Raw genomic sequence first — 16935 nt, forward strand, 5'->3', positions numbered from 1 at the left:
CCATGCCCTCACACGTCCTGGAGACATCGAAGCGAACTCCGCTGTACCTCACCGTTGCCGTGCTGCAGTTCTTCGTCGTCGAATTCCTCGTCGCCGGAACCTGGCGCGGTCACTACAGCTACTCCGCCAACTTCGTCAGCGACCTCGGTGTCCCGTACTGCGGCACCGACGGCACCGCGCCGTGCAGCAGGACATCGCTGCTGATGGACGCATCCTTCGTCGTGGTCGGTGTCGCCTATGTGGTCGCCGCCGTTCTCTGGTACCGCATCGAACGCGTGCTTCCACTCGTACCGGTGGTGTTCCTCGTGGTGGCCGGAATCGGCGGAGCAGTCGTCGGCCTCGCGCCGTCGAACACGCACTGGGAGATTCATTCGCTCGGCGCGACACTGTTCCTCATCTTCGGAAGTCTCTTCACGCTGACGACGGCACTCACCGTGTGGCCTCAGATGCCGGGTCCGGCAACGTACGCCGCGGTCGCGCTGGGGGTGCTCGGACTGGTCGGATACTTCTGTTTCACGTACTCCTGGGACCTCGGTCTGGGTGTCGGCGGCATCGAACGGGTCGCGGCGTACTCGGCGATTCTCGGGTTCGTCGTGTGCGTCCACCTCGTGACGCAGCTGCAGTCGGTTCGACGTTCGGCTGCCGTCCGGGTCGGAGACACCACCGGTGCATAGACAGCTGAACCGTCCACGCCGAGCCCGTGCCCTGTCGTCGGCGACGGTGTTCCTCGCGCTCGCCTGCATCGGCGCCACCGGGTGGTACGCGTCGAGCGATGTCGCGCAGGCCTCCGGGAAGGGCGAGTCGGTGCTCCTGTTCGACGATTTCGCCGGGACCGCGGGAACGTTGCCGGACCCCCGCGTCTGGGGACACGCAATCGGGGGAGGAGGCTGGGGAAACGGCGAGGCTCAGGTCTACACGGACGATCCCGCCAATTCCCGCCTCGACGGCGACGGCAGGCTCGTGATCGAAGCCCGCCGGGACGGATCGGGCTACACATCCGCACGCCTGGTCACCCTCGACCGCTTCGCATTTCAGTACGGGCGCGCCGAGGCCCGCATCAAGCTGCCGACGGGGCAGGGCCTGCACCCCGCGTTCTGGTTGCTGGGTACGGACGTCGACCGCGTGGGCTGGCCCCAGTCGGGGGAGATCGACGTGATCGAGACGATCAACGACGCGTCGTTCACCCACAGCGCGCTGCACGGCCCGTCCGCGGACGGCACCCCCTGGAGCCTGAATGTCGAAGGCAGCGAGAATGTGTCGGACGATTTTCACGACTACTGGGTGGAGCGGTCACCGGACCGGATCACGTTCGGAATCGACGACGCCACGACGGGCGAGTTCTCGCGTGCGGATCTGGACCCGGGACAGGAGTGGGTGTTCGACAAGCCTTTCTCCCTGTTGCTGAACGTCGCTGTCGGGGGACGGTGGCCCGGTGACGCCGGGGCCGACACCACATTTCCGGCCACGATGCTCGTCGACTGGGTGAAGGTGACCGATGAGTGATCTCCTCGCGGCGGAGCGCGTCGACACGAGAACCCCGGAATTGTCCCGGTATTACGACGTCGCCGCATTGGCCTCGGCGGTCGCGGGACTGACATCGCTCGCACCGCTCCCGTCCCCGGTGAGCGCGGTGCTGCTGACGGTGTTCGTGCTGAGCGGCCCGGGTCTCGCGATCGTGACGTGGTTGCGGATGCCGGTCGCCGCATCGGTCGCGGCCGTCCCCGTCCTCGGGCTGACCGTGGTGACTGCCGCCACCACCGTCCTGGCCTGGTTCTATCGTTGGCCCGCCACCGGACTGTTGCTGGTGATGGTCCTGGCCGTCGTCGCGTCCGCCCTGCGGCATCGCTGGCACGACACCGGCGCCGACCCGGTTCGCGTGGTCACCCTGCGGCAGGCGCGGTTTCGCCTGTCGCAGTGGGCGCACGCTGCCCGCCGCAATCGGCCGCTGATCCTCGTCGCCGTCGCCCTGGTGCTGTGGGTGGCCGTGCTCTTCGGGCTCGGGTCCGGCGGGTACTCACAGTTCGGTCTGCTGTTCGCCGGCAGCGGGCCCGGGCTGGTGGTGTGCACGCTGATGATGCTCGGCGCGTTCGTCTGGGCTCTCCGCACGAGGGCCGTCGGGACCGCTGTCGTGGCGGTGCTCGGCGTGATCATGGTGGAAAGGCTCACCCCGACACTCGTCACCGACGTGCCCATCTACGGGTGGACGTACAAACACCTCGGCGTGGTCGACTACATCCAGCAGTTCCAGACACTGCCGCCCAAGGGCGTCGACATCTACGGCGAGTGGCCGGCCTTCTTCACCGCATTCGCGTGGTTCGGTGACATCACGTCGGCGGACATGATGGCCGTCGCCCACTGGTTCGCGCCGGTGATCCACGTGTTGCTGGCCGTCGTGATCGCCGCGATCGCCCGGCTCCTCGGGTTCGACATGCGGGTGGCACTGACGGCCGCGATGGTGGCGGAACTCGCCAACTGGGTGGGACAGGACTACTTCTCGCCGCAGGCCGTCGCCCTCGTCATGGCGCTGGGTGTGGTGGCTCTGCTCGTGGTGTCGACGGAGCACCGTTCCGCGGCATACCTGTCGATCCTCGTCTTCGCCGCCCTGGTACCCACCCACCAGCTGACCCCCTACTGGCTGTTCGGCGTGACAGCGGCCCTCGCGGTGACGCGGAAGATCCGTCCGTGGTGGCTTCCCGTGCCCTACTTCGCGATCCTCGTCGCCTATCTCGTGCCGCGGCTCGACATCGTGGCACCGTACGGCCTGCTGTCCGGTTTCAACCCGGTCGACAACGCCGCCAGCAACGTGACCGCGGTCGGCACGGTGGGGAAGATCTTCACCTCCGCCGTGTGCCGTTCCCTGTCCGCGGGCATCATCCTGCTTGCCGTGGTCTGCGCGATCCTCCTCTGGCGCAGCAAACGTCCCGCCTGGGTCGCGACCGTCATGGCGTTCAGTTCGTTCGCTCTGCTGGCAGGACAGAGCTACGGCGGTGAGGCGATCTTCCGGGTCTACCTCTACGCCGTGCCCGGATGCGCGATTCTCATCGCACCGATCCTCGCGGACGCGCTCACGACCAGGTTCCGGTCCGCACTGCTCCGCCGAACCGTTCCCGTCGGACTCGCGAGCGGACTGGCGTACATGACGTTCGCGGGCCTGCAAGGCTATTACGGGTTGTGGTCGCTGGTCGTCGGATATCAGTCCCAGGTGACGTTCGCGGAGGACATCCTCGCGAACGAACAGCCACCCGCGAAAATCATGTCCCTGTATCCCGCAGGTCTGCCCACCCGGGTGAGCGCCGACTACATCAAGTTCGCCGTCGTCGACAAGGATTTCGATCAACCCCTGCTGGCGTTGCCCCCGGCCCTGCTGGAGGGTTTCCCGCACGGCGGTCAGATCGAGATGCTCACCGCGGACGCGGCGGAACGCGACGGCGACACGTATCTCGTGTTCAACACTCAGGGCACCGCCGCCATCCGCTACTACGGCTATCTACCGGACGGATCCGTCGACAACTTCGAGGACCAGTTGCGGTCGAGCCCCGACTGGTCCGTGTATGCGCAGGACGTCGACAGCGCCATCTTCCGTTACACGGGGCCGCGACGGTAGCGGCCGACTGGCGTATTCGGTCACGAACGGCCGCGGTGGGCGCCTAGCATCGGCGCATGCAGCGGATGCGCTCGACCATGTTCGAGATGGCGTTGACGTGCTCGGTGGCGCTGTGCGCGCTGTCCCTCACCCCGGCGGTGCCCGTCGCCGCACCCGTCGGCGGAGGTGTCCGGGCCGCCTACTCCGGATACACCGTGATCGGCAGCGACGAATTCGACGGACCCGCGAATGCCGCGCCCAATCCGACGTTCTGGGGGTACGACCTCGGAGGCGGCGGGTGGGGCAACAACGAGAAACAGGTCTACACCGATTCCCGGCAGAATTCGCGGCTCGACGGCAACGGCCGCCTCGTCGTCGAGGCGCGCAGAAACGGTAGCGGGTTCACTTCGGCGCGGCTCGTGACCCGCGGAAAGTTCGACTTCACGTACGGCGTGATCGAGGCTCGGATACAGGTGCCGTCCGGCCCGGGGATCCATCCGGCGTTCTGGACGCTGGGGAGCAACATCAACAGCGTCGGGTGGCCTGCCTGCGGAGAGATCGACATCCTCGAAGTGATCGGGGACGGTTCGCGGTACCACGCGGGCGTTCACGGTCCGACCGTCGGCGGCGGGCACTGGGAGCGCTCCACGGACGGTTCGATCGGCGCGAACCTCAGCGCAGGGTTCCACGACTACGCGCTGATCAAGGCGCCCGGCCGCATCTCGGTGGGGATCGACGGGAACATCGTCGGCACTGTCACGACGGCGGACCTCCGACCCGAGGAACGCTGGGTGTTCGACGCCCCGGCCTACCTGCTGCTCGATGTGGCCGTCGGCGGAAATTGGCCCGGCCCGGTCACTTCGTCGACACGCTTCCCGGCCACGATGCTGGTGGACTGGGTGCGGTTCTCTCAGTAGCGCCCGGAACAAACGCAATTTCCGGTGTGAATAGAATCGGCTTCATGGGCGAGTCGAACTCCGAGTGCCGCTGCGGCCATCCCTTCGCCGCTCACGAGCACTACCGTGCGGGGACGTCCTGCGCCATCTGCGACTGCCCGCGTTTCCGGCGCTCGTTCTCCGGGTTGATCCGCAAACTCCTCGGCCGGTAGCCGCCGCATCGGGTGTGCGTGTGTCCTGCAGCAGTCCATAAACATACCACAGGTCTGTTTATGGACTATATTTCAGCATGTTTATCGTGCGAAGATGGACTTCTGGAAACTTTGAATCCAACTATGCGGTGACGGTCGGCGGCAGTTCGGGTGGTGGTGATGGGGCATCGAACGGCCGAACGGATGGGGACGACACCCAGTGCCAAGGCCGTCCTGTGGAGCGGCGCTCTGTGGCTGATCGCCGCCGTGCTCGCGGTGCCTGCCCTGCTGTTCGCGCTGGCGCTGTGGCAGCGGTGGGGTGGCGCGTTCGCCACCATCGTCGTTGCCGACGTGGGCCTACTGGTGTTCGCTCTCGTCGCGACCGGATGTGCCGCGTGGGCGGCCTGGAGAGGGCGGGGTGGTCGGCGCCGCAGTTGGCTGGCACTGACTGGTGGGCTCGCGGCCTGGTCGGTCGGCCAAGCCATCTGGTGCTACTACGTGGTGGGACAGGGAAGTGATCAAATACCGTTCCCCTCCGCGGCGGCTGCGGCTTACCTGTTGTTTCCGATCGGCGCCTGCGCGGCGTTGTTGCTGTTTCCCGCAGGCAGCAGTGAACAGTCCCGTACCACTCTGATCCTGGACGGTCTGATCGTGGCGGGTTCGCTGTTCGTGGTGTCGTGGGTGACCGTGCTGGGAAGCGTGTACCGCGCCGGAAGTGACACCCCCCTCGCCCTCGTGTTGTCTCTCGCCTATCCCGTTGCGGACCTGGTGATTGCGACGATGGCAATCGTCGTGTTGACCCGGGCGAGGGCCGGGCAACGGCTGACCCTGGGACTGCTGTGCGTCGGGGTCATTCTGATGGCGTTGTCCGCCAGCGCAGTGTCCTACCTGACCGCGCTGGGGACGTACCGGAACGGCGGTGTGACGGACGTGGGCTGGGTGGCCGCCTTCGTCGCCTGCGCATTGGCGGCGCTGTCGAGCACCCGCGAGCCGCCACTCGAACCGGTTCCGGCGCAGACCCCGTCCCGGGCTCGACTGTGGTTGCCCTACGTTCCGTTGCTGCTGGCCGTTGCGGTCGGCCTGCAGCGGGAGTTACCCAGTCTGGGCTCCGGCCCGATTCCCGCCGCGATCATGGTTCTGGTGTTCGCCCTGCTGGCACGGCAGTTCATCGTTCTGGCCGAGAACCGGCGTCTGTTACTCACCGTGGCCCGGCAGGCGTTTCGCGACAGGTTGACCGGACTGGCGAACCGCGCCTTGTTTCTCGACCGGCTGGACCAAGCCGTACAGCGGCAGCGCCGCGGATTGATACCGATCGTTGTGTTGTGCATGGACCTCGACGACTTCAAGACGGTCAATGACAGACTCGGCCACCCCGCCGGGGACGAGCTGCTGATCCGCGTCGCCGAACGACTCACCGGGTGCATGCGCAGCACCGACACGGTGGCCCGTCTCGGCGGCGACGAGTTCGCGGCGCTGGTCGAAGGGAGCGTCGAGGATGCCCTGACGGCTGCGGATCGGGTGCTGGAGGCGTTCGTCCCGCCCTTCATCATCGACGGTGTCGTCCTCGCCATCCGTCCCAGCATCGGCTTGACCATCGCCACATCCGAGGTCATGGGCGTGACGACCGAGGGCCTGCTCAAACAGGCGGACCTCGCCATGTACGCGGCGAAACGCTGTGGCGGGGGATGCCTGCGCAGATTCGTGCCGAATCCGGCCGCCGGTGAGATCGGCCGAGATCCCGACACCGGCAACTCGGCAACCACCGTCCTCGTCGCCGGAGGACGGGAAGCGAACGCATCGCCCTCCCCGAATCAGGTTGCTGGGGGGAGTGCCGGCGCGCCCGGCTCGAGCTCGGTGCGCAACCAACCGCGACCGGGTCGGGCGAAGTGGTTGTCGCCGCCCGATCGGTCGCGATGCCGTGTCGTGGTGGCGGTCGGAATGCTGCTGATCGGTGCGGTTCTGTACGAGATCTCGGTGGGAGTGGGTGATCAGGAGACGAAGGGGATCGTGCTCCTGGAGGCGCTCTACGACGGACTGGCGCTGTCGGCCGCCCTTCTCGTCGCTGCTCGTGCGTGGTGTGTACCGGTGGAGCGCCGGGCGTGGTGGTTGATCGCGCTGGGGCTGACGAGCTGGTGCGTCGGCGATCTCGTGGCGATGGTGTGGGTGCCCGACGGCCAGTCGCCATCAGTGGCCGATGTGTTGAAATTGGCGTTCTACCCCCTCGTGTATGCCGGTTTGGTCCTGCTCCTGCGCGCGCGAGCACGGCGGTTGCCCGCCGAGATCTGGTTGGACGCCATCACCGCGGGGTTGACTCTGGGGGCGCTGGCCGCGGCGCTCGCATTCAGCCCGATCGACTCGGTGGCCGGCGAACCACCCGCAGCGGTGATCGTGGGGTTGGCCTATCCGGTGGGAGACGTGCTGCTGCTGGCCCTCGCTGTCGGGGCACTCGCGGTGCTGGGGTGGCGTGCCGAGCAACGGTGGGTGCTGCTGGTCGCGGGTTTCATGCTGTTCGCGGTGGCCGACACCGTCTACCTGTTCCGAGGCGCCGACAGCTACGTGGAGGGGACGTGGATCGATGCGCTTCCGCATGCCGCCGCGGTGCTGGTGGCCGCGGCCAGCTGGCGGGCGTCCGGCCGACATCGATCCGGTCGACGGCCGGGACTGGCCATCTGGGTTCCCCCCCTGGTGTGCACCGCTGTTGCGGTGGGGCTGCTCGTTCTCGACCACGATGCGCGGCTGCCGCGGCTCGCGGTGGTACTGGCGGCGCTCAGCCTCATCGCGGTCGCCGCCCGATTCGCGGTGACGTTTCGCGAAGTCGTCGTCCTGGCGGACAGCCACCGGGAGGCGAGGACCGATGACCTCACCAGCCTGGCGAACCGACGGGCCATCGTGGCCGCGCTGACCGCTGCATACCTCGAACGGGTGGCACGGCCGGCCGAATACGCCCCCCTTCGGGGCCCGGGTCTGCTGCTCATGGATCTGGACCGCTTCCGGGACGTGAACGACTCCTACGGACACCACGTGGGCGACCAATTGCTGTGCCAGGTAGCGGACCGGCTCGCCCGGTCGGTGCGGCCGGGGGATGTGCCTGCCCGCCTCGGCGGAGACGCGTTCGCTGTCCTGCTGCCTGCCGAGGCAGACATCACGGCGGCTCGTGCGCTGGCCGGTCGTCTCCTGGACGTACTGCGTGAGCCGTTCCACTTCGACGAGTTCACGTTTCACGTCGAGGCGAGAATCGGGCTCGCTCTCTGCCCGCAACACTGCACGAATCCCGAAGATCTGCTGCACCGTGCCGGCGTAGCGATGTATCGCGCCAAGTTCGCGCACCCTCCGATCGCGGTGTACGACGCCACCGAGTACCAACACGGCATCGACGAGCGGCAGTCCGTCGCGGAGCTGCGCACGGCGATCGCCGGTGGCGAGCTCACGTGCTATTACCAGCCCAAGGTCAGTGCGTGCGATGGGCAGGTACACAGCGTCGAGGCTCTCGTCCGATGGGAGCACCCTCGCCACGGCCTGCTCCTGCCCGATCAGTTCCTTCCACATGCCGAACAGTCGGGACTCATGCGCCCGCTGACAACGAGGGTGCTGGAGCTTGCGCTCGGTCAAGCGCGTAACTGGCTCGATCGCGGGATATCGCTGACCGTCGCAGTGAACCTGTCGGTGACGAATCTGCTCGACGCCGACCTCGTCGCCGAGATCGACCGGCTTCTGCAGGACTTTCGGTTACCCGCCGACGCGCTCATCCTCGAGATCACCGAAAGCGTTCTGATGACCGACTACATGCGCGCCAGAAGGGTGGTCGAGGCGTTGCAGGCGTTGGGGATCGGACTGTCGATCGACGACTACGGGACCGGCTGGTCGTCCTTGGCGTATCTGCAGGACCTGGCCGTCGACGAGCTGAAACTCGACCGGGTCTTCGTGGCGCGCCTCGCCAGCGACCCTCGCTCCGTCGCGATCGTGCGCTCGACGGTGGAGCTCGCGCACAGCCTCGGTGCGTCTCTGGTCGCCGAAGGGGTCGAAGACGAGGCCACTCTGCGGGCCCTGCGTCGATACGGCTGCGACATCACCCAGGGGCACTACCACGGCCGTCCGCTACCCGCCGACCAACTCGATCTTCGATCGGTCGGCGGGCGTACCGCTACGTGAACAGACCCTGCCCCCAGTGCTGCCCCTCGGCGAGTCCGGGTGGGCAGGCGAAGAGGGCGGAACCGACGTGCTGGATGTACTCGTTCATCGCGTCGCTCCGGGACAGGTTGAGCTGCATCGGCACGAACTGTTCCTGCGGGTTGCGGCAGTACGCGATGAAGAAGAGTCCGGCGTCGAGGTGGCCGAAACCGTCGGATCCGTCGGTGAAGTTGTATCCGCGACGCAGGATCTGGATGCCGCCGAGTTCCTGTGCGGATGCCAGCCGGACGTGGGCGTCGACGTCGATCACCGGGTCGTGCCCCTTCTTGGAGTCGAGGTCGAGTTCGTCGAACTCTGCCTTGCCGCTGAGGGGAGCGCCGCTGCCCTTGGACCGTCCGATCACGCGTTCCTGCTCGCCGAGCACGGTGCGGTCCCACTGCTCGATGAGCATGCGGATCCGCCGCGCCACGAGGTACGTGCCGCCGCCCATCCACGCCTGGTCGTCGCCGGAGGCCACCCAGACGTTCTCGTCGACGACGTCGGTTTCCTCCGCCTTGATGTTGTTGGTTCCGTCCTTGAACCCGAACAGGTTCCGCGGGGTGTCCTGCGTGGTCGACGTGGACGACGTGCGGCCGAAGCCGAGCTGCGACCAGCGGACCGAGGCCGTCCCGAACGCGACGCGCGCCAGATTGCGGATGGCGTGCACGGCCACCTGCGGGTCGTTGGCGCACGCCTGGATCGCGATGTCGCCGCCGCTGCGCGCCGGGTCCAGGTTGTCTGCCCGGAAGTGCGGAAGTTCTTCGAGCGCCGCGGGTTTCTTGGACGCGAACCCGAACCGGTCGTCGAACAGGGAGGGCCCGAACCCGATGGTCAGCGTCAGCTGGGACGCCGCCAGGCCGAGCGCCTCCCCGGTGTCGCTGGGCGGAACGTAGAGGCCGTCGCCGATGGCCCCGTCCGGGGTGGCCTGCTCGCCGGCGGTCATCCGCTCGGCCATCACGGTCCACTTCTTCAGCAGCGCCTCGAGTTCCTCCCGCGACTTCGTGGTGACGTCGAACGCCACGAAATGCATCCGGTCCTGCGCCGGCGTCACGACGCCTGCCTGGTGTTCGCCCCGGAAGGCGACGACGTCGCCGTGCGTCAGCGGCGGTTCGGCGGCGGTGGCGCGCCCGACGAGTGCGCCTGCCCCTGCGAGGGCGGCTCCCGCCCCGACGGCGCCGAACAGACGTCGTCGGGACATGCCCTTGCGCTCGTCCACCGTGGTGGTCGTGTCGGTCGAACCGGTTGGATCAGTCATGATTATGCGCCTGCTACTACGCCCTGAACCTGGCTGACGTCGGCCGAAAGGGCGTCGATCTTGCGCGACAGTTCCTGGCGCTGTTGTTCGTTGACAGTGTCGTAGAAGACGAACCCGTCACCCTGTCGGTATTGAGCGAGTTCGGCATCGAGGTCCGCGAAACGCTGGGTGATGTTCGCGGCCAGTTCCGGATTGCGTTCTTCGATAATCGGCTGCAGTGCGGCGACCGCGGCCTGCGAGCCGTCGACGTTGGCCTGGAAGTCCCACAGGTCGGTGTGCGAGAAGATGTCTTCCTCGCCGGTGATCTTCGACGTCGAGATCTCGTCGAGCAGCCCCTGGGCGTCGCCGGCGATCTTGGTGGGGTCGATCGTGTAGTCCTCGGCGTTCACCTGGTCGGCGAGGTACTGGACGTCGACGACGAGTTGGTCGGCGATCGCGTTGGTGTCGGGCTGGGGGCCGGTCACCCACAGATCCTTCTCGAGCCGGTGGAAGCCCGTCCACTCCTGTCCGGGTTCGAGGTCGGCCTCCCGCAGATCCAGCTTGGGGTCGAGCTCACCGAAGCTCTCCGCCTCGGGCTCGATGCGCTCGTAGTAGGTGCGGGAGACGGGGAACAGGGCCTTGGCCTGCTCGATGTTTCCCGACTTCACGGCGTCGACGAACTGCTGCGTGGTGTCCTGCAGGGCGACGACCTGACTGCGGATGTAGCGGCGGTAGCCGTCGGCGGCCTCGGCAAGCTGCCCGCTCTCGTCGGAGGCGCTCATCGAATCGCCGGTGACGGTGAACTCCTGACGGATCCCGTTGCCGACCATGCCGGGCTTGCAGGCGAGCTGGTAGGTGCCGGCCTCGGGGAGTGACACGATGAGCTGGCGGGTGAGCCCGGGACCGATGTTCTCGACCTCACCCATCGCCCGGTCGCCCTCGGCGTACACGTAGAACTCGGTGACCTTGCTGCCGTTGTTCGTGACCTGGAACGTGCTGTTCCCGGTGGTGCCGGAGTCGGCGCTGACGTCGCAGGTCTCGTCGCTTGCGGTGACGGTGATGTCGTCGGTGCTCGCGGTCGACTTCTCGGTGCAGCCTGCGAGGGCCAGCGGCAGCACGGCGACCGAGGCGAGGGCGAAGGTGGATCGGCGCATGGTCTTCATGGGCGGAAGTTGCCTTTCACGAAACTGTTTCGTCGGGTGAGGGGGAGGCAGTGCGCTCGGGGGCCGCGGAGGCCGTCTGGGATGCGGAGGGCTCGGGTGCGCGTTTGGGTGCGGACACGGGCCGGAGGAACAGGAACAGGACCACGACGACGTACACGACCCAGGCGACCGCCTGCAGGACGGTCGGGTCGGGCCGGAAGTTGAAGATGCCGGCGAGGACGGTGCCGTACCAGCTGGACGCGTCGTATCCACCGGAGATGTCGAACGCGAGTGCGGAACCACCGGGCAGTACGCCGCCGACCTGCAGTGCGTGGATGCCGTACCCGAGGATTCCCGCGGCGACGATGATCAGGAAGACGCCGGTGTACTTGAAGAATTTCGCGAAGTCGAGGCGGACGGCGCCGATGTACAGCAGAACGGTCAGGACGGCCGCCGCGACGATGCCGAGCAGAAGGCCGACGAGGGGCCACACACTGCCCGCGGTGTTCTCGGCGTACCCGACCATGAGGAGCGCGGTCTCGACACCTTCTCGGCCGACGGCGAAGAACGCGAGCGTGAGTACCGCGACCGGACCGGCGACCAGAGCCTTCTCCATCCCGGCTTTGAGGTCGTGGGAGATGGTCCGTGCGGCCTTCCGCATCCACAGCACCATGGTCGTGACGATCGCGACCGCGACGAGGGACGCGACGCCGGCGATGATCTCGGCGGTCAGTCCGGTGACGGTGGACGTTCCGTAGTGGATGACGAGGAAGATCGCCGCCACCATTGCCACGGCGATGCCGACTCCGAGCCAGACCCACTTGAGTGCGTCCTTGCGTTCGGCTTTCACGAGGAACGCGGCGAGGATCATGACGACGATGCCCGCCTCGAGGCCCTCGCGCAGACCGATCAGTCCACTGCCGAACAGCTGGGTGGCGATCGACGGCGCGGTCCCTGCGGCGAGAACTGACATACACACTCCTGATCGAGGCGAGGTCGAGCACAAGTGATCGGCAAGGTTGGGTAGGCAACCTTACGGTAGGCAAGGCGAACCTTAGCCCTGTGCAAAACATACACCGGGTGAGCGCGTCCGAAGAACCCCTCACCAGCACTTTTACAACTCTTTACCTTAGGTGTGTTGCCGTGCCGTGACCCGATTTCGGGGTGGGGGTCGTATCGCCCGGCCGGGGCCGGCGAGGTCGATATGGATGATGGAGTCGTGACCCGAAATCCCGCACTGCCGAAACGTCGTTCCCGATGGCCCGGACCGCTGTTCGCTCTGCTCGCGGCGACGGTGGTCGTGGTTCTCGCCTACGGCGCGTGCTCGCGGGAGCAGCAACCGAGGGTCGCCATACCGGAAGGCATCCCACCCGGGCCCGGCGCGGCGACCCCGCCGATCGACATCAACGCACCGGGGCGGTCCGCGGATCAACTGCACGAGTGGTCCGCCGGACTGGCCGATTCGATCGGCGTCGGAAATACCGCGCTCGAGGCGTACGGCTACGCGTCGGCGGTGATGGCCGAGACGAAACCCGGGTGCGGGATCGGGTGGACCACCCTCGCCGGCATCGCCAGCGTCGAGAGCAGGCACGGCACACACGCCGGTTCGACAGTCGGGCCCACCGGAGAAGTCGCGCCCGAGATCCGGGGCATTCCCCTCGACGGCGGACCCGGCGTCGCCGAGATTCCCGACACCGACGGCGGGGCGATGGACGGCGACCCGGTGCATGACCGCGCCATGGGTCCCCTGCAGTTCATTCCCGAGACGTGGAAGAGGTGGGGTGTCGACGCGAACGGTGACGGCGTGGCCGACGCCGACAACATCGACGACTCGGCGTTGACCGCCGCCCGCTACCTCTGCGAGCGGGGCGGCGACCTCACCTCACCGGACGGTTGGCAGTCGGCTCTGATGGCCTACAACCTGTCGGGGGAGTACCTCACCCTGGTGCGCGACCGCGCGTCCGCCTACTCGGTCGGAGTGCGCCCGTAATCCTCCCACCACCGCTTCGTGACCTGATCGACGTCACATCGATAGGTGTCGCGCGCGCGGATCGCCGTCGGCGGGGCGCGCCATCCCGCGCCGCTTTCGGTGTGCCGTTACGCTGTGTCCTGGCACGATCTGGTGTCCTGGCACGATCGGACCGGTCGGTGCACAGTGCGAAGCCCATATAAGGAGAATCAGCAAGTGTCCATCATTGAGCAGGTCGGAGCCCGTGAAATCCTCGATTCCCGTGGTAACCCCACGGTGGAGGTCGAGGTGCTGCTCGACGACGGAAGTTTCGCTCGCGCCGCGGTTCCCTCGGGTGCCTCGACCGGTGAGCACGAGGCCGTCGAACTGCGTGACGGCGGCGACCGCTACAACGGCAAGGGTGTAGAGAAGGCCGTCGAGGCCGTCCTGAGCGAGATCGCTCCGGCCATCATCGGGATCGATGCCACCGAGCAGCGGACCGTCGACCAGGCGCTGCTGGACGCCGACGGCACCCCGGACAAGTCGCGTCTGGGCGCCAACGCGCTCCTCGGTGCGTCCCTGGCAGTGGCCCGCGCGGCCGCCGAGTCGTCCGGTCTCGACCTCTTCCGTTACGTCGGCGGCCCCAACGCCCACGTCCTGCCCGTCCCGATGATGAACATCCTCAACGGTGGCGCGCACGCCGACACCGGTGTCGACGTCCAGGAGTTCATGGTCGCCCCGATCGGTGCCGCCACGTTCAAGGAGTCGCTGCGCTGGGGCGCCGAGGTGTACCACGCCCTCAAGTCGGTGCTGAAGGAGAAGGGCCTGGCCACCGGTCTCGGTGACGAGGGCGGCTTCGCTCCCGACGTCGCGGGCACCAAGGAAGCGCTGGACCTGATCAGCCTCGCCGTCGGCAAGACCGGCCTGGTGCTGGGCACCGACGTGGCGCTGGCACTCGATGTCGCCGCCACCGAGTTCTACACGGACGGCACCGGCTACAAGTTCGAGGGCAGCAACCGGACCGCGGACGAGATGGCGGCGTTCTACGCCGAACTGGTCGATGCCTACCCGATCGTGTCCATCGAGGACCCGCTGGACGAGGACGACTGGGACGGCTGGGTCGCCCTGACCGATCAGATCGGCAACAAGGTCCAGCTCGTCGGCGACGACCTGTTCGTCACCAACCCGGAGCGTCTGGAAGAGGGCATCGTCAAGGGCGCCGCGAACGCGCTGCTGGTGAAGGTCAACCAGATCGGCACGCTGACCGAGACCCTCGACGCCGTCGACCTCGCGCACCGCAACGGCTACAAGACGATGATGAGCCACCGGTCCGGCGAGACCGAGGACACCACCATCGCCGACCTCGCGGTTGCCGTGGGCAGCGGTCAGATCAAGACCGGCGCTCCCGCGCGCAGCGAGCGCGTCGCCAAGTACAACCAGCTGCTGCGCATCGAGGAGAACCTGGGCGACGCCGCCCGCTACGCCGGCGAGGTCGCGTTTCCGCGGTTCGCATTCGAAGGCTGACGTAAGACAGTCGAGTTAGGGGTGTTGGGGTAGGTGGCACAGCGCGGCAGGCCGCGGTCGTCCGGAGCGAGTCCGGGCGGCCGCGGCTCCGGGCGTGGTGAACGGGCCCGCGGAAGTCGCGCGGAGGGCGCTCCCGGAGCGCGACGCCCCCGCACCACCAAGTCGACGGCGCCGGGGCAGGCCGACGGCAAACCTGACGCCGTCGACAGCACCGACACCGGCAAGGTGCTCCCCGGTCGCGCCCGCCCGAGGCGGGTGGGCGCGACCGGGGCCGCCCGCATACCGCGGTCCGAGCACACGATCCTCGGGCTGTCGACGGGCCAGGCGCTCGTCCTCGTCATGGTCGTGCTGCTTCTCGCCCTCACCCTCGCGGTTCCGCTGCGCAACTACCTCACCCAGCGTGGTGAAGCGGATCGTATTGCGGCGGAGCAGGTTCAACTCGAGAAGGATCTGCGGGAACTGCGGATCCTCGAGGAGCGCTACTCCGACCCCGCCTACATCGAGGCGCAGGCACGGGGACGGCTCCGGTGGGTGAAGCCCGGCGACACCCCGTTCCAGGTGCAGCTGCCCGGCGACTACAAGGAGCCGGAGAAGCCGGAGGAGAAGGACGCCGAGATGGCGGGCCCCTGGTACTCCGACCTGTGGAAGACCATTTCAGAACCGCCGGCCGCGCCCGAGGTGCAGCCGGCACCGGCTCCGGCGCCCCCCGTGGTGCCGCCGCCCGTACCGCCAGAACCAGGAGAACCCACCGGGTGACCACTTCGTCCGACCCGTCCAGCCCCGTGCCGCAGGAAGACCTCGACGCCGTCGCCGCCCAACTCGGCCGCGAACCGCGAGGAGTGCTCGAGATCGCGTACCGCAGTCCCGACGGCACACCCGGCGTCGTGAAGACCGCGCCCAAACTTCCCGATGGAACGCCGTTCCCGACGCTGTACTACCTGACCGACCCGCGCCTGACCGCAGAGGCCAGCAGGCAGGAGTCCGCGGGTGTGATGCGGGAGATGACCGAACGTCTCGGGCAGGACCCGGAACTCGCGGCCGCATACCTGCGCGCCCACCAGTCGTATCTCGCCGAGCGCGACGCCATCGAACCCCTGGGAACGGACTTCACCGGCGGCGGAATGCCGGAGCGCGTCAAGTGCCTGCACGTGCTGATGGCCCACTCGCTCGCGAAGGGGCCGGGCGTCAACCCGCTCGGCGACGAGTCGGTGGCTCTCGCCGCGTCCGCGGCAGGCGGAAAGCTGAGGGGTACCGCGATTCCCGCGGACTGGCCCGGCATCGACGACATCGAAAGTCCCGAGCAGTGACGCGGGTCGCCGCCGTCGACTGCGGCACGAACTCCATCCGCCTCCTCGTCGCCGACGTCGACGAGCAGGGCGCACTGCACGACGTGCGCCGCGAGATGCGCGTCGTCCGGCTGGGGCAGGGCGTCGACGCCACCGGGCGGCTGGCGCCCGAGGCCATCGAACGCACCCGCGTCGCGTTGGCCGAGTACGCCGGAATGATCGCCGACGCAGGCGCCACCGCAGTCCGCATGGTGGCCACGTCCGCCACCCGCGACGCGTCGAATCGCGAGGACTTCTTCTCGATGACCCGCGAAGTCCTCGGCGCCGTCATACCCGGCTCCGGGGCCGAGGTCATCACCGGCGACGAGGAAGCACGGCTGTCGTTCAACGGGGCGGTCGGGGAACTCGATCCCTCCCAGGGGCCGTTCGTGGTCGTGGACCTCGGCGGCGGTTCCACCGAAGTGGTGCTCGGCGACGAGTCCGGCGTCCACGCAGCGTTCTCCACCGACATCGGATGCGTGCGCATCACCGAGCGCTGCCTCCACGACGATCCGCCGACGCCCGCACAGGTCGAGGAGGCCCGCGCCTTCGCGCAGCAGCGTCTCGACGAGGCCTTCGCCCGTGTCCCCGTCGAACAGGCACACACCTGGGTGGGCGTCGCCGGCACCATGACCACGATCGCCGCGGTCGCCAAAGAGCTGCCCGAGTACGACGCCGAACAGGTGCATCTCTCGCGCATCCCACTGCCGCGACTGCGGGAGGTCTGCAACTCGCTGATCGCCATGACCCACACCGAACGCGCCGCGCTCGGACCGATGCACCCCGGTCGGGTCGACGTCATCGGCGGCGGAGCAATCGTGACCGAGGTGCTGGCCGACGCCTTCGAGAAGAATGCCGGCATCGACCAACTCGTCGTCAGCGAACACGACATCCTGGACGGAATCGCCTTGTCGATCGCCTGAGC

The 16935-nt window shown here is 67.7% G+C and carries 14 protein-coding genes; 11 read left to right on the forward strand and 3 right to left on the reverse strand.

Translation table 11 applies throughout. The features are described from left to right. Positions 1-2: 2 nt before the first annotated feature. The 6 genes from ROP_RS28950 (at position 3) to ROP_RS28970 (ending at position 8819) form a co-directional block, all read left to right on the forward strand. Positions 3-674: a DUF998 domain-containing protein gene (locus ROP_RS28950; RefSeq protein ID WP_015889573.1), complete on the forward strand. Its 672-nt coding sequence runs from the start codon at positions 3-5 to the stop codon at positions 672-674. Beyond that, complete coding sequence (locus tag ROP_RS28955; protein ID WP_015889574.1) at positions 667-1503, forward strand: glycoside hydrolase family 16 protein; 837 nt, start codon at positions 667-669, stop codon at positions 1501-1503. The genes ROP_RS28950 and ROP_RS28955 overlap by 8 nt, the downstream gene beginning before the upstream one ends. Beyond that, a complete protein-coding gene (locus ROP_RS28960; protein ID WP_015889575.1) occupies positions 1496-3604 on the forward strand; it encodes a hypothetical protein in 2109 nt (702 codons plus the stop codon). Before ROP_RS28955 ends, ROP_RS28960 begins: the two co-directional genes overlap by 8 nt. A gap of 56 nt (positions 3605-3660) precedes the next feature. Then, positions 3661-4500 carry a glycoside hydrolase family 16 protein gene (locus ROP_RS28965; RefSeq protein WP_015889576.1) on the forward strand — a complete coding sequence of 280 codons (840 nt, stop codon included), beginning with the start codon at positions 3661-3663 and terminating at the stop codon, positions 4498-4500. Positions 4501-4544: 44 nt separating this feature from the next. Next, on the forward strand, positions 4545-4691 hold the full coding sequence (locus ROP_RS43245) for a hypothetical protein (RefSeq protein WP_158306519.1): 147 nt from the start codon (positions 4545-4547) through the stop codon (positions 4689-4691). 159 nt (positions 4692-4850) lie between these two features. Further along, positions 4851-8819: a bifunctional diguanylate cyclase/phosphodiesterase gene (locus ROP_RS28970; protein WP_015889577.1), complete on the forward strand. Its 3969-nt coding sequence runs from the start codon at positions 4851-4853 to the stop codon at positions 8817-8819. Here ROP_RS28970 and efeB read toward each other — a convergent pair. From efeB to efeU, 3 genes are read right to left on the reverse strand one after another with little or no spacing between them, the layout of a single operon-like run. Then, on the reverse strand, positions 8812-10092 hold the full coding sequence (gene efeB / locus ROP_RS28975) for an iron uptake transporter deferrochelatase/peroxidase subunit (protein ID WP_015889578.1): 1281 nt from the start codon (positions 10090-10092) through the stop codon (positions 8812-8814). The two genes, ROP_RS28970 and efeB, sit on opposite strands and share 8 nt — an antisense overlap. Before the next feature lie 2 nt (positions 10093-10094). After that, positions 10095-11234, reverse strand: a complete 1140-nt coding sequence (gene efeO, locus ROP_RS28980; RefSeq protein WP_015889579.1) for an iron uptake system protein EfeO — start codon at positions 11232-11234, stop codon at positions 10095-10097. A 16-nt stretch (positions 11235-11250) separates the two neighbouring features. Further along, positions 11251-12186: an iron uptake transporter permease EfeU gene (gene efeU, locus ROP_RS28985; RefSeq protein ID WP_015889580.1), complete on the reverse strand. Its 936-nt coding sequence runs from the start codon at positions 12184-12186 to the stop codon at positions 11251-11253. A gap of 246 nt (positions 12187-12432) precedes the next feature. Here efeU and ROP_RS28990 point away from each other — a divergent pair, with 246 nt between their 5' ends. From ROP_RS28990 to ROP_RS29010, 5 genes are all read left to right on the forward strand, one after another. Further along, positions 12433-13203 (forward strand): lytic transglycosylase domain-containing protein, encoded by a 771-nt coding sequence (locus ROP_RS28990; RefSeq protein ID WP_015889581.1) that lies wholly within the window; start codon positions 12433-12435, stop codon positions 13201-13203. A gap of 195 nt (positions 13204-13398) precedes the next feature. Then, positions 13399-14685, forward strand: coding sequence for a phosphopyruvate hydratase (gene eno / locus ROP_RS28995; RefSeq protein WP_015889582.1), 1287 nt, complete (start codon positions 13399-13401; stop codon positions 14683-14685). Between the two features lie 33 nt (positions 14686-14718). After that, positions 14719-15441, forward strand: coding sequence for an FtsB family cell division protein (locus ROP_RS29000; protein WP_015889583.1), 723 nt, complete (start codon positions 14719-14721; stop codon positions 15439-15441). Further along, entirely contained in the window at positions 15438-15992 is a 555-nt protein-coding gene (locus tag ROP_RS29005) for a DUF501 domain-containing protein (RefSeq protein WP_015889584.1), read from the forward strand. The genes ROP_RS29000 and ROP_RS29005 overlap by 4 nt, the downstream gene beginning before the upstream one ends. Further along, positions 15989-16933: a Ppx/GppA phosphatase family protein gene (locus tag ROP_RS29010; protein ID WP_015889585.1), complete on the forward strand. Its 945-nt coding sequence runs from the start codon at positions 15989-15991 to the stop codon at positions 16931-16933. The genes ROP_RS29005 and ROP_RS29010 overlap by 4 nt, the downstream gene beginning before the upstream one ends. Positions 16934-16935 lie beyond the last annotated feature (2 nt).

The organism is Rhodococcus opacus B4, assembly GCF_000010805.1.
Lineage (GTDB): Bacteria > Actinomycetota > Actinomycetes > Mycobacteriales > Mycobacteriaceae > Rhodococcus_F > Rhodococcus_F opacus_C.

Coding starts and splice junctions, on each gene's coding strand:
- ROP_RS43245 (WP_158306519.1), top strand. CDS start 4,545: ATGGGCGAGTCGAACTCCGAGTGCCGCTGCGGCCATCCCTTCGCCGCT.
- ROP_RS28950 (WP_015889573.1), top strand. CDS start 3: ATGCCCTCACACGTCCTGGAGACATCGAAGCGAACTCCGCTGTACCTC.
- efeU (WP_015889580.1), bottom strand. CDS start 12,186: ATGTCAGTTCTCGCCGCAGGGACCGCGCCGTCGATCGCCACCCAGCTG.
- ROP_RS28970 (WP_015889577.1), top strand. CDS start 4,851: ATGGGGCATCGAACGGCCGAACGGATGGGGACGACACCCAGTGCCAAG.
- efeO (WP_015889579.1), bottom strand. CDS start 11,234: ATGAAGACCATGCGCCGATCCACCTTCGCCCTCGCCTCGGTCGCCGTG.
- efeB (WP_015889578.1), bottom strand. CDS start 10,092: ATGACTGATCCAACCGGTTCGACCGACACGACCACCACGGTGGACGAG.
- ROP_RS28960 (WP_015889575.1), top strand. CDS start 1,496: ATGAGTGATCTCCTCGCGGCGGAGCGCGTCGACACGAGAACCCCGGAA.
- ROP_RS28965 (WP_015889576.1), top strand. CDS start 3,661: ATGCAGCGGATGCGCTCGACCATGTTCGAGATGGCGTTGACGTGCTCG.